This is a genomic window from Hydrogenophaga luteola (assembly GCF_042648585.1).
Classification (GTDB): domain Bacteria; phylum Pseudomonadota; class Gammaproteobacteria; order Burkholderiales; family Burkholderiaceae_C; genus Hydrogenophaga; species Hydrogenophaga luteola.
This window is the reverse complement of the sequence record NZ_JBHRXX010000002.1, coordinates 28324-40464: the sequence shown is the minus strand read 5'-3', so window position 1 is coordinate 40464 and position 12141 is coordinate 28324. Positions and strand designations below refer to the sequence as shown.

General features: G+C 67.4%; 13 protein-coding genes. 3 read left to right on the top strand and 10 right to left on the bottom strand.

What is annotated here, in order from left to right; translation table 11 throughout:
* The first annotated feature begins 40 nt into the window (after positions 1 to 40).
* Complete coding sequence (locus tag ACFOPI_RS03890) at positions 41 to 580, top strand: outer membrane beta-barrel protein (RefSeq protein WP_382171070.1); 540 nt, start codon at positions 41 to 43, stop codon at positions 578 to 580.
* Between the two features lie 6 nt (positions 581 to 586).
* Here the strand turns inward: ACFOPI_RS03890 and ACFOPI_RS03885 are convergent, their stop codons facing one another.
* Both ACFOPI_RS03885 and ACFOPI_RS03880 read right to left on the bottom strand, forming a co-directional pair.
* Positions 587 to 811: a helix-turn-helix domain-containing protein gene (locus tag ACFOPI_RS03885; RefSeq protein ID WP_382171067.1), complete on the bottom strand. Its 225-nt coding sequence runs from the start codon at positions 809 to 811 to the stop codon at positions 587 to 589.
* Entirely contained in the window at positions 811 to 1374 is a 564-nt protein-coding gene (locus ACFOPI_RS03880) for a DUF2975 domain-containing protein (RefSeq protein WP_382171064.1), read from the bottom strand. The genes ACFOPI_RS03885 and ACFOPI_RS03880 overlap by 1 nt, the downstream gene beginning before the upstream one ends.
* An 83-nt stretch (positions 1375 to 1457) precedes the next feature.
* Between ACFOPI_RS03880 and ACFOPI_RS03875 the strand changes: the two genes are divergently transcribed.
* The gene (locus ACFOPI_RS03875) at positions 1458 to 2057 is read left to right on the top strand and encodes a hypothetical protein (RefSeq protein WP_382171061.1); all 600 of its coding nucleotides are present in this window, start codon (positions 1458 to 1460) and stop codon (positions 2055 to 2057) included.
* Positions 2058 to 2074: 17 nt separating this feature from the next.
* Here ACFOPI_RS03875 and ACFOPI_RS03870 read toward each other — a convergent pair whose 3' ends face one another.
* Genes ACFOPI_RS03870 through cyoA form a run of 7 tightly spaced genes read right to left on the bottom strand, consistent with a single transcriptional unit; the run spans position 2075 to position 8811 of the window.
* The gene (locus tag ACFOPI_RS03870; RefSeq protein ID WP_382171058.1) at positions 2075 to 2629 is read right to left on the bottom strand and encodes a response regulator transcription factor; all 555 of its coding nucleotides are present in this window, start codon (positions 2627 to 2629) and stop codon (positions 2075 to 2077) included.
* A complete protein-coding gene (locus tag ACFOPI_RS03865; protein ID WP_382171056.1) occupies positions 2619 to 3965 on the bottom strand; it encodes an ATP-binding protein in 1347 nt (448 codons plus the stop codon). The genes ACFOPI_RS03870 and ACFOPI_RS03865 overlap by 11 nt, the downstream gene beginning before the upstream one ends.
* Positions 3965 to 4720, bottom strand: a complete 756-nt coding sequence (locus tag ACFOPI_RS03860; RefSeq protein ID WP_382171053.1) for an SURF1 family protein — start codon at positions 4718 to 4720, stop codon at positions 3965 to 3967. Before ACFOPI_RS03860 ends, ACFOPI_RS03865 begins: the two co-directional genes overlap by 1 nt.
* A complete protein-coding gene (cyoD, locus tag ACFOPI_RS03855) occupies positions 4717 to 5145 on the bottom strand; it encodes a cytochrome o ubiquinol oxidase subunit IV (RefSeq protein WP_382171051.1) in 429 nt (142 codons plus the stop codon). Before cyoD ends, ACFOPI_RS03860 begins: the two co-directional genes overlap by 4 nt.
* A complete protein-coding gene (gene cyoC / locus ACFOPI_RS03850; RefSeq protein WP_382171048.1) occupies positions 5145 to 5762 on the bottom strand; it encodes a cytochrome o ubiquinol oxidase subunit III in 618 nt (205 codons plus the stop codon). Before cyoC ends, cyoD begins: the two co-directional genes overlap by 1 nt.
* Complete coding sequence (gene cyoB, locus ACFOPI_RS03845) at positions 5755 to 7761, bottom strand: cytochrome o ubiquinol oxidase subunit I (protein ID WP_382171045.1); 2007 nt, start codon at positions 7759 to 7761, stop codon at positions 5755 to 5757. Before cyoB ends, cyoC begins: the two co-directional genes overlap by 8 nt.
* Before the next feature lie 33 nt (positions 7762 to 7794).
* Positions 7795 to 8811 carry a ubiquinol oxidase subunit II gene (gene cyoA, locus ACFOPI_RS03840; RefSeq protein WP_382171043.1) on the bottom strand — a complete coding sequence of 339 codons (1017 nt, stop codon included), beginning with the start codon at positions 8809 to 8811 and terminating at the stop codon, positions 7795 to 7797.
* A 175-nt stretch (positions 8812 to 8986) separates the two neighbouring features.
* Between cyoA and ACFOPI_RS03835 the strand changes: the two genes are divergently transcribed.
* Positions 8987 to 10309 (top strand): MFS transporter, encoded by a 1323-nt coding sequence (locus ACFOPI_RS03835; RefSeq protein WP_382171040.1) that lies wholly within the window; start codon positions 8987 to 8989, stop codon positions 10307 to 10309.
* Between the two features lie 40 nt (positions 10310 to 10349).
* Here ACFOPI_RS03835 and soxB read toward each other — a convergent pair whose 3' ends face one another.
* Complete coding sequence (gene soxB, locus ACFOPI_RS03830) at positions 10350 to 12074, bottom strand: thiosulfohydrolase SoxB (protein WP_382171037.1); 1725 nt, start codon at positions 12072 to 12074, stop codon at positions 10350 to 10352.
* Positions 12075 to 12141 lie beyond the last annotated feature (67 nt).

Sequence of the window (12141 nt, the reverse complement as noted above, 5' to 3'; positions counted from 1 at the left end):
AGAATGAATTCACAACCATTCATTCATCAGCGGAGCGGACATGACACTCAAACCTCTGGTACTGGCTGCCTTGCTGGCAGCCGCAACCACCTCCCCGGCCATGGCCCAGAGCGTGTACGGCGAGCTCGGCTATTCGGCCCTGTCCATGAAGTTGTCGGTGCCGGTCATCGGCCTGCGCGCCAGTTCCAACCCGGCCATGATCCGGGGCCTGGTCGGCCTGCAGCTCACCGACGGCCTCGCGCTGGAAGCCATCGGCGCCGTCAACTCGGGCAGCAGCGCCTACACCAACAGCAACACCGGCACCCGCTACAGCGGCAAGATCGACCAGCTCTATGGCCTGTACGTGGCGCCCAAGATCGGCCTCGGCCCGGTGGAGCTGTTCGGCCGCGTCGGCATGGCGCGCACCAAGCTCAGCTTCCAGGGCCTGGGTTCGGGCGAAGACAAGAAGCTGTCCTACGGCGGCGGCCTGCGCCTGATGCCCACCAGCAACCTGTCGCTGAGCGTGGATTACATGAACTACCTCGACAGCGGTGGCGCCAGCGTCAACGGCTACTCGCTGAGCCTGGGCCTGCGCTTCTGACGGCCCTCAGCCCGGCGGCGGCTCGCCGTCGGGTTCGTACACCAGCAGATCGCCCGGCTGGCACTGCAGGTACTCGCAGATCTTTTCCAGCGTCTCGAAGCGCACGCCCTTGACCTTGCCCTGCTTGAGCAGGGACATGTTGGCCTCGGTGATGCCGACGAATTCGGCCAGGTCGCGCGACTTGACCTTGCGCCGCGCCAGCATCACGTCCAGCTGCACGGTGATGGGCATCAGACGAAGCCCTCGTTCTCTTCGGCCAGGGTCTGCCCCTGGGCGATCACCGCGGCCATCAGCCACACCAGCCCGGCGAAGAACAGGGTGAACACCAGGTCCGAGCCGATGCCCACCGAGAGGTGGCGCTGGCCGGGCGGGTTGTTCAGGGTCAGCAGCACCGAGGTGGCGCTGCCCGCCAGCATGGACGCCAGCGCCGCCCAGGCCACCCAGCCCGCGAATCGGCCCAGCAGCGCGGTGGCCTGCAACGTGAACACCTGGCCCTGCGCAAACATGCCGAAGCAGCGCCGCGCCTGCCACACCCCCGCCAGCAGCAGCCCCAGCGGCACCGCCGTCACCGCCGCCCCGGCGACGCGCTGCCACAGCGCCAGCGGCGCGGCAATGGCCTGCGCGGGCAAGTTGGCGTGCGCGGCCAGCTGGTCTGCGCTGGCCGTGGCCCAGTAAACCACCAGGGCCGGCGGCAGGGTGACGAGCAGCGCCCAGCAGGCGGCCACCATCCAGCGGCTGATGCGGCGCACGCGCTGCGCGGACAGGGGCCCTGGGAGGGCGTCGACGGTGCTCATAGGCGGCTTTCGTTCAGAAGAGTTTGACTATATTTTATTGTTTTATGATAATTTTTTACCGATCAACAATGAAAGTCAAGCCCATGCAACACCCCACTCCCCTTCTGATGCGCCGCAGCCTGCTGCTGGCGGCCGTTTCCACGCTCGCAGCCTGTGGCGGCATCCCGCTGAGCTCCCTGCCCCGGCTGGCCCAACTGTCCGGCCAGTTGCTGGAGGCCGACCCGGCGCAGTTCATGGTGGCGCTGCAGGTGGACGCGCGCGTGGTGCCGCCGCCAGGCGCGGTGCCGCTGCTGCACATCAGGCTCTTGCCCAAGGTCGAGGGCACGTTTGCGCCGGTGGACCGAAAGCTGCCGCTGGCCATGACCACCGCCGCCACTGCCACCCTGGGCCTGGACGCGCCTGGCCCGGGCCGCCGCTGGCTGGTCTACAGCCTGCCGCCGGCCACGCAGGCCGAGCTGCAGAAGGTGCAGGCGATGGTGAAGCAGGCCCAGGCGCAACCGGATTACCAGCGCGGCGGCACGCTGGCGCTGGGCGTGGAGCAGAAGGACCTGGCCGTCACCGACCCGGCGCTGGCGCGCACCAAGTGGTCCACCTGGATGCAGGTCAAGCAGAGCGAGGGCTTCTTCGAGGTCTGGAACGGCACGCCCGAAGAGATCCGGCGATTGGCGGAAGCGAAGCGCTGAAGGGCGGCGCCCGCCCCTCACTTCACCTGCTGCTTGTCGAGCTTGCGCGCCAGCGTGCGCCGGTGCATGCCCAGGCGGCGGGCGGTCTCGGAAATGTTGAAGCCGGTTTCGGCCAGCACCTGGTGGATGCGCTCCCATTCCAGCGTCTTGATCGAGCTGGGTCGGCTGGTCAGCGCGACCTCGGTCGTGCCTTCGGAGCGGCCGAAAGCCGCTTCGATGTCGTCGGTGTTGGAGGGTTTGGCCAGGTAGTGGCAGGCCCCGAGCTTGATGGCCTCCACCGCGGTGGCGATGCTGGCGAACCCGGTCAGCACCACGATGAGCATGCCGGCGTCGTGCGCCACCAGCGCGCGCACACAGGCCAGGCCCGAGGCCTCGCCCTGGAGCTTCAGATCCACCACCGCGCGGGTCGGCGCGTAGCCGCCGGCCAGCACGGTGCTGAGCTGGTCGAGGCTGGCGGCCACGCGCACCTCGTAGCCGCGGCGCTCGAAGGAGCGCGCGAGCGTGCGCGCAAAGGCCGCATCGTCCTCGACGATGAGCAGGCGCTGCGGAGAAACAGTGTCGTCAGATGCCATGGGGCGCGTCCTCGGCCAGGGTGATGGCGGCCAGCGGCAGCGTGATGCGGACCTGCGCCCCGCCCTCGGGCAGGTTGCCCACCATCACGTCGCCACCGAGCGTACGTGCCACGTTGAATACCAGAAACAGGCCCAGCCCACCGCCGGGATGGCCTTTGGTGCTCTGGTAGGGCTTGCCGATCTGCGGCAGCAGGTGCGGCGCAAAACCCGGCCCCTGGTCCCAGACGGTGAGCACCAGCGCATCGTCCTCGCGGCGGGCCTCGAACCACACCGCGTGCGGCGAGGCATCGGCCGCGTTGTCCAGCACGTTGCCGATCATCTGCTGGATGGCCGAATCGGCCACCATGGGCAGGTCGTCGCCGAAGGCGTTGTGGTAGTGGAAGCCGCTGCAGTTGCGCCGCTCGCACCAGGCCTGGACCACGCTGTCGAGGAAGGCGCAGACGGTGGTCTCGCTGGAGGATTCGCCGCGCGCCTCACCGGCCGAGAGCAGGATGCCGCTGACGATGGCCTTGCAGCGCGCCACCTGGGCCTGCATCTCCGCCACGTCGTCGGCCAGCTCGGGCTCGGAGCTGAAGTGCGGCAGGTGCTGCCAGTCGCCCAGGATCACCGCCAGCGTGGACAGCGGAGTGCCCAGTTCGTGGGCCGCGCCCGAGGCCAGCAGGCCCATGCGCACCACATGCTCCTCTTCGGCCGCGCGCTGGCGCAGCAGGGCCAGGCGGGTGTCGCGCTCGCGCAGGTTGTCCACGATGCGCGAGATGAAGACCACCAGCAGCACGGCGTTGAGCACGAAGCAGATCAGCATGCCCTGGGTGTAGGGGCTGGCCAGGCCCTGGTCGTGGTCCAGCGGCAAGGGCAGCGGCCGCGCCCACAGGGCCAGCCCCGCGAAGCACAGCGTGGTCACGCCCACCATGACCCAGGTGGCCCGAACCGGCAGCAGCACCGCGCCCAGGATCACCTGCAGCAGGAACAGGAACACGAAGGGATTGGTGCTGCCGCCGCTGAGGTAGAGCAAGGCGGTGAGTGCGCCCACGTCCACCAGCAAGGTGAGCAGCAACTCGGTGGCGGTCACGGGCAGTGGCGAGCGGCAGCGCAGCAGCGAGAACAGGTTGAACACCCCCAGTCCGGCCAGCACCGCGTACATCGTGCGCTCGGGAATCGGAATGTCCATGCCGTGGGCCACCACAGCCACGGTCGCGATCTGGCCGAACAGCGCCATCCAGCGCAGCTGGATCAGCTGCTGCAGGTTCTTCAGGCCCGCCGCCTGGTCCGGACCGACGGCGGCGAGCGACGGGGTAACGACATTCACCATGGGGCTTGCGGTGCCGACCAGCAACATCAGGAGGATGCTCCGGATTGTCCGGGAAGGCGCCGCCGTGCACCGTCCCGCGCCACAAAGACCGTGGCGGCCACGGTCATCGCGGCCAGCGCGAACCAGGTCAGCGCGTAGACCAGGTGGTTGTTGGCAAAGCGCAGCACGGTCAGCCCGCCGACCGGGCCCTCGGGCGTGGCGCAGGGCGTGTCGGCCCCGGCGTCGACGAAGTACGGCGCCACCGCGGCGGGCGGCAGGCCCGCGGCGGCCGCCAGGGCTGGCACGTCACGCGAGAACCAGCGCCCGGCCGCGGGATCGTTGCGGCGCAGGAAGCCGCCGCCGGGTTCGGAGCGCCGCAGCAGTCCGGTGACGGTGGCCGCGCCAGTGCAGCGGGCGGCCTCGCGAGTGGTCTGCCACTGGGACGCCGAGGGCACGAAGCCGCGGTTGACCCAGACCACGGAACCGCCGGCGATGCGCAGCGGCGCCATCACCCAGAAGCCGGCACCGCGGTCGGTGACGGCCTGCACCAGCTGTTCTTTTTCGTGCAGGAACTCACCCGCTGTCCGCACGCGCCGGTACTCGTGGGCCGACGGATCGGCCTGCAGCGCCGGCCACTGGTCCGGCGCGGGCGCGGCCACGGGCTCGGCGTGCGCGCGCGCGGCGACGCGGGCGACCAGATCGTTCTTCCAGGCCAGGCGCTGAACCTGCCACACCCCCAGCGCGAGGAACAGCCCGCACAGCAGCGCGCCCGCTCCCCACAGCAGGGCGCGGCGCAGCGTCATGGGGTGCTGTGCGGCGCGGCGGCGGGCGGATGGACCGCGTGGCCGCCGTGCGCCGGCATCATGTTCTCGTTCATGTGGAACATGACCCAGAGCGTACCGGCGATGGCGATCGCCACGAAAACCACGGTGAAGATGGTGGACAGCAGGGTCCAGCCGCCTTCGACCTTGCCGTTCATGTGGAGGAAACACACCATGTGCACCAGGATCTGCGCCACGGCGAAGGCACCGAGCACCAGCACGGCGGTGGGCCGGTGGGTGATGACGCCGGCCATGACCAGCCAGAACGGGATGGCGGTAAGGACCACCGACAGCACGAAGCCGACCATGTAGCCCGCGAAGCTGCTGTGCGGGCCATCGTCGTGGTGGTCGTCACCGTGATCGCCGTGGTGGCCGTCGTGGTGGATTGCGGTGTCGTGCGAGCTCATCACAGCACTCCCATCAGGTAGACAAAGGTGAAGACGCCGATCCAGACCACGTCCAGGAAGTGCCAGAACATCGAGAGGCACATCAGGCGGCGCTTGTTCTCGCGCGTCAGGCCGTGCTGCGCGATCTGGATCATCAGCACCACCAGCCAGATGCAGCCGAAGGTGACGTGCAGGCCGTGCGTGCCGACCAGGGTGAAGAAGGCCGACATGGCGGCGCTGCTCTGAGGCGTGGCACCCACGTGGATCAGGTGCGCGAACTCGTACAGCTCCACACCCAGGAAGCACAGGCCGAACACGCCGGTGACGGCCAGCCAGCCCAGCGTGCCACCCTTCTTCCCCTGCTGGTTCTGCAGCATGGCGAAGCCGAAGGTGATGGACGACAGCAGCAGGAAGGCGGTGTTGATGGCCACCAGCTTGAGGTCGAACAGCTCGGCGCCGCCGGGGCCGCCGGCATAGCTGCGGCCGAGCACGCCCCAGGTGGCGAACAGCGCCGCGAAGATGAGGCAGTCGCTCATCAGGTAGAGCCAGAAGCCCAGCGCGGTGCCGTTCTCGGGGTGCGGCTCGTGGTCGAGGTGGTAGGCGCGCGCGGCGCCGGGGGTGAGGGCGATGTCAGACATGGCGGGCCAGCAGTTGGGTGCGTGCGTGTTCGGTGGCGGTCACTTCGGACGCGGGGATGTGGTAGTCGCGCTGGTAGTTGAAGGTGTGCACGATGGCCGCGAGCACGATGGCCGCGAACGAGGCGATGGCCAGCGGCCACATGTGCCAGATCAGCGCGAAGCCCCAGATCAGCGAGAGCGCCGAGAGCACCACGCCGGCGCCGGTGTTCAGCGGCATATGGATGGCCTTGAAGCCGCTCAGCGGGCGCTGGTAGCCGTGTTTCTTCATGTCGGCCCAGGCGTCGATGTCGTGCACCACCGGGGTGAAGGCGAAGTTGTACGCGGGCGGGGGCGACGAGGTGGCCCACTCCAGCGTGCGTCCGCCCCAGGGATCGCCGGTCACATCGCGCAGCTGCTCGCGCCTGAGGAAACTCACGACGATGCAGATCAGGAAGCTGGCGATGCCGATGGCCACCAGCACGGCGCCGAACAGCGCGATCTGGAACCAGATCTGCAGCGACGGGTCCTCGAAGTGGCTGAGGCGGCGCGTCACGCCCATCAGACCCAGCACGTACAGCGGCGTGAACGCGAACCAGTAGCCGGCCAGCCAGAACCAGAAGGACACGCGGCCCCAGAAGTCGTCGAGCCGGAAACCGAAGGCCTTGGGGAACCAGTACACCATGCCGGCGAACAGGCCGAACACCACGCCGCCGATGATCACGTTGTGGAAGTGCGCGATCAGGAACAGCGAGTTGTGCAGCACGAAGTCGGCCGGCGGCACGGCCAGCAGCACGCCCGTCATGCCGCCGACGACGAAGGTCACCATGAAGCCCACCGTCCACAGCATCGGCACCTCGAAGCGGATGCGGCCGCGGTACATGGTGAACAGCCAGTTGAAGATCTTCGCGCCCGTGGGGATCGAGATGATCATGGTCGTGATGCCGAAGAAGCTGTTCACGCTCGCGCCCGAGCCCATGGTGAAGAAGTGGTGCAGCCACACCAGGTACGACAGGATGGTGATGCAGACGGTGGCGTAGACCATGGAGGTGTAGCCGAACAGGCGCTTACCGCTGAAGGTGGCGACCACCTCGGAGAAGATGCCGAACACCGGCAGGATCAGGATGTAGACCTCGGGGTGGCCCCAGATCCAGATCAGGTTCACGTAGAGCATGGGGTTGCCGCCCAGCTCGTTGGTAAAGAAGTTGGTGCCGACGTAGCGGTCCAGGCTCATCAGCACCAGCGCGGCCGTGAGGATGGGGAAGGAGGCGACGATCAGCGCGTTGGTGCACAGCGCGGTCCAGGTGAAGACCGGCATGCGCATCAGGTTCATGCCCGGCGCACGCATCTTGACGATGGTCACCAGCAGGTTGATGCCCGAGAGCGTGGTGCCCACCCCGGCAATCTGCAGCGACCAGATGTAGTAATCCAGGCCCACGCCGGGGTTCTGGTTGCCGAGGTTGGACAGTGCCAGCCAGCCCGAGGTGGAGAACTCGCCCAGGAACAGCGAGAGCATCACCAGCACCGCGCCGGCGGTGGTCATCCAGAAGCTGAAGTTGTTGAGGAAGGGGAAGGCGACGTCGCGCGCACCGATCTGCAGCGGCACCAGGTAGTTCATCAGCCCGGTGACCAGGGGCATGGCCACGAAGAAGATCATGATCACGCCGTGGGCGGTGAAGATCTGGTCGTAGTGGTGCGGCGGCAGGTAGCCCAGGTTGTCGCCGAAGGCCATGGCCTGGTGCAGGCGCATCATGATCGCGTCGGCAAAGCCGCGCAGCAGCATCACCAGCCCCAGCACCATGTACATGATGCCGATCTTCTTGTGATCGATGCTGCAGAACCAGTCGCGCCACAGCGGGCCCCACAGGCGGAACTTCGTCAGCAGGGCGAGCACGGCCAGCCCGCCGATGGCCACCATGACGAAGGTCGCCAGGATGATCGGGTCGTGCGCCATGGGAATCGAGTCCCAGCTCAGGCGCCCCAGCAGCCAGTGGTTGGTAACGGAAGAAGGATCAGCGGACATGGCGGTGTCTTGGGTGAACGGGTCGGTCGGTGCTCAGGGGCGGGCGGTGAACGTGGGCAGCGTGTCGTCGGCGGAGCAGATCTCCTGCGCGGCGGCGGCTTCGAGGGCGCGAGTGCTGCGATGGGCGCGGTTGCGCGAAGCGTCCAGCGCCATCACCTGGTGCATGCAGGTCTTGCCCTCTTCCACGCAGAGGTTCACCACGCGGTCGAACAGGCCGGCCTCGACCGACGAGAAACGTTCCACCGGGTGGCGCTCGCTGGGTTTGGCCAGGGCGAGATATGACTGGCGGGTCAGCGGCTGGCCCTCGGCCTTGGCCTTGGCCACCCACTGCTCGAAGTCCTGTTCGCTCAGGCCATGAAAGCGGAAATTCATGCCCGAGAAGCCCGCGCCGCTGTAGTGCGAGGACATGCCGCGGAACACGCCAGGCTGGTTGATCACCGCGTTCAGCTCGGTCTGCATGCCGGGCATGGTGTAGATCATGCCGGCCAGGTCGGGCACGTAGAACGCGTTCATGGTGCTGCTGGAGGTCAGCGTGAAGCGGATCGGGCGGTCCACAGGTGCGGCCAGCTCGTTGACGGTGGCGATGCCCTGTTCGGGCAGCACGAACAGCCACTTCCAGTCCAGCGACACCACCTGCACTTCCAGCGGTTTCACGTTTTCGGGCAGGGCCTTCTGCTCGGAGATGCGGTCCAGCGGGCGGTAGGGATCGAGCTTGTGGGTGGTGATCCAGGTGATCGCCCCCAGCGCGATGATGATCACCAGTGGCGCGGCCCAGATCACCAGCTCCAGCTTGGTCGAGTGGTGCCAGTCGGGCGCGTAGTCGGTCTCGGCGTGCCGGCTGCCCTGGCGGTAGCGCCAGGCGAACCACAGGGTCAGCGCGATCACCGGCACGATGATCAGCAGCATCAGCACGGTGGCGACCACGACCAAGTCGCCCTGCTGGGCCGCCACGTCGCCGGCGGGGTTGAGCACGACCAGCTTGCTGCAGCCGGTCAGCAGGCTGGCGAGCAGGGGCAAGGCGACAAGGCGGAGCGGTGTGGTGGGGCGCATGTGGAGCAGGACAAGTTCTCGACCAGCCGAACCGGGTAAACCCCAGTTGCGGAACCGGCGGGAATGTATCGGCTTTCCACCCGGTTTTCGATTGGACGTTTTGTCCTATGTCAATGCGCCGGACTTCGAGTCACGATATAGGGGTCGCTCAAAATCGGCCCTCCGGAATCTCCACATGCCCAGCCATAGCCTTGAAACCCCCGGCGCCGCGCCCCGCCAGCCCGCCGCCGCACCGACCCACGAACACACCAGCCCGGGCGACATCGCCGTCGGTGTGGTGATCGGACGGACCTCGGAATACTTCGACTTTTTCGTCTTCGGCATCGCCTCGGTGCTGGTGTTCCCGGCGGTGTTTTTCCCGCATCTCAGCCGGTTGGACGGCACGCTGTTCGCCTTCGCGATCTTTGCGCTGGCCTTTGTCACCCGCCCCATCGGCACAGTGCTGTCGATGGCGGTGCAGCGCCGCTGGGGCCGCGCCACCAAGCTGACCATCGCCCTCTTCCTGCTGGGCACCTGCACCGCGGGCATGGCCTTTCTGCCCGGCCATGCCAGCCTGGGCGGTGTGGCCATCCTGCTGCTGACCGTGCTGCGCCTGGGCCAGGGCCTGGCGCTGGGCGGGTCTTGGGACGGCCTGCCCTCGCTGCTGGCGCTGAACGCGCCGGCCAGCCGCCGCGGCTGGTACGCCATGCTCGGCCAGCTTGGGGCGCCGCTGGGCTTCGTGCTCGCCGCCGGCCTGTTCGCCTACCTCACCAGCAGCCTGTCGCAGGAGGACTTCCTCAGCTGGGGCTGGCGCTACCCCTTCTTCGTGGCGTTTGCCATCAACGTGGTCGCGCTGTTCGCCCGCCTGCAGCTGGTGAGCGCGCACGAGGAGGAAGGCCTGCTGAACCGGCAGGAGTTCGAGCCCGTGTCCACCCGCGAGCTGCTGGGCTCGCAGGGCCACAACGTGTTCATCGGCGCCTTCGCTGCGCTGGCCAGCTACGCCCTCTTCCACATCGTCACGGTGTTCCCGCTGTCGTGGATCCACATCTATGCCGGTCAGCCGGTGACCGGCTTCCTGGTGGTGCAGATCGTGGGCGCCTTCCTGTGCGCCGGGGCCATCGTCGCATCGGGCTGGCTGGCCGACCGCTACGGTCGTCGCACGACCCTGGGCAGCCTGGCGGTGCTGATCGGCGTGTTCAGCGGATTTGCGCCGATGCTGCTCAACGGCGGCGAAGTGGGCCAGGACCTGTTCATCCTGATCGGCTTCATCTTGCTGGGCCTGTCCTACGGCCAGGCCTCGGGCACGGTCACGGCCAACTTCGCGCCGCGCTTCCGTTACAACGGCGCCGCGCTCACCTCCGACCTGGCCTGGCTGTTCGGCGCCGCCTTTGCGCCGCTGGTGGCGCTGGGCCTGTCGGCCCACTTCGGGCTGGCCTTCGTCAGCCTCTACCTGCTCTCGGGCGCGGCCTGCACCCTGGGCGCGCTCCACCTGAACCGTTCGCTCGAAGCGCGCGACTGAGGCCTCATGGAAGCCGACCCGCAAGGGTCGGCGCCGCGCCTCAGACCACCATGCCCGGGTTGCCCTGCATGCCCACCAGCTTGGGTGTGTTGATCTTGCGCGGCGCGATGGTCTTGTGGTTCTTGAAGTACGCCTCCATCACGTCCCAGATCGGCTCGCCCTTGGCGCCTTCGGCCACCGGCGCCCAGCCAGCCACCTTGTAGGTCTTGCTGGCCTCGATGGGCTTGCCGTTCAGCACCATGTTGCTGATGCGCTTGCCCGCCCCGGCGTTCGGGTCGCAGGTGTAGGCCAGACCGCCCACGCGCACCATGTCGCCGCCCTGCTGGTAGTACGGGTCGGGGTTGAACAGGTTGTCGCACACGTCTTCCAGCACCGTCTTGATGGTCTCGCCGCTCATCTCGGTCAGCGTGCTGGTCGGGTAGGTGATGGCCACCTGGTCCATCATGAGTTCGCGCGTGATGGCCTGGCCCGGCAGGATGGTCGTGCCCCAGCGGAAACCCGGCGAGAAGGCCATGTCGGCGCCCTTGACTTCCATCAGCGCGTCCACGATGAGCTGGTCCCAGGAACCGTTGAAGTTGCCGCGGCGGTACAGCAGGCCTTCGGACACGGCCAGCGTCTCGTCCAGCTTGGCCTTGTAGGGTGCGCGCACCTTGTCGATGTAGGCCTGCATCTCCTGGTCGGCCGGCAGCAGGTTGGCGAACACGGGCAGCAGCTTGTAGCGGAAGTCCTGCACCTTGCCGCCGCGCACGTCGAAGTCGAGCACGCCCAGGAACTTGCTGTTTGAGCCGGCGTTGGTCACCAGGGTCTGGCCCTTGGCGTTCTTGACCACCAGCGGCGCGGGCATGCCATCGTGCGTGTGGCCGCCCAGGATGGCGTCGATGCCGGTCACGCGCGAGGCCATCTTGATGTCCACGTCCATGCCGTTGTGCGAGATGACGACCACGGCCTGCGCGCCCTTGGCCCGCACCTCGTCGACCATCTTCTGCATGTTCTCGTCCTGGATGCCGAAGGCCCAGTTGGGCACCATGTAGCGCGGGTTCGCGATCGGCGTATAGGGAAAGGCCTGGCCGATCACCGCGACCGGCACGCCGTTCATTTCCTTGATGACGTAGGGCTTGAACACCGGGTCGCCGAAGTCGTTGGTCTTGACGTTCTGCGCCAGGAAGTCGAGCTTGCCGGCGAAGTCTTTTTCGATGATTTCCTGCACGCGCTGCTCGCCCAGGGTGAACTCCCAGTGCGGGCACATGGCGTTGACGCCCAGCAGCTTGCAGGCGTCGACCATGTCCTGGCCATTGGTCCACAGCGCGGTGGCGCTGCCCTGCCAGGTGTCGCCACCGTCCAGCAGCATGGCGTGCGGTCGGCTGGCCTTGAGCATCTTGACCAGAGTGGCCAGGTGCGCGAAACCGCCGACCTTGCCGTAGGTTTTCGCGGCCTTCTCGAAGTTGAGGTAGGTGAAGGCGTGCGCCTCGGCGGTGCCGGGGCGGATCTTGAAATGCTTGAGCAGCGCCTCGCCCACGATGTGCGGCGGCCGGCCCACCGCGTCGGCCACGCCCAGGTTCACGTTGGGCTCACGGAAGTGGATGGGCATCAGCTGCGCGTGGCAGTCGGTGAAGTGCAGAAAGCTGACGTTGCCGAACTTCGGCAGGTCGTACATCTTCATCGCGGCACCGGGCTTGCCAGCGAGCACGTCCTTGTGGTTCAGGGCCATGCCGCCCGCACTGGCGACGGCCAGCACCTGCATGAATTCACGACGGCTGAAGCTCATAAACATTCCTTCTCAATTGCACACTGATATTTGAGTGAAATTTTTTTTGGCGGAGGGCCCGCGCCGG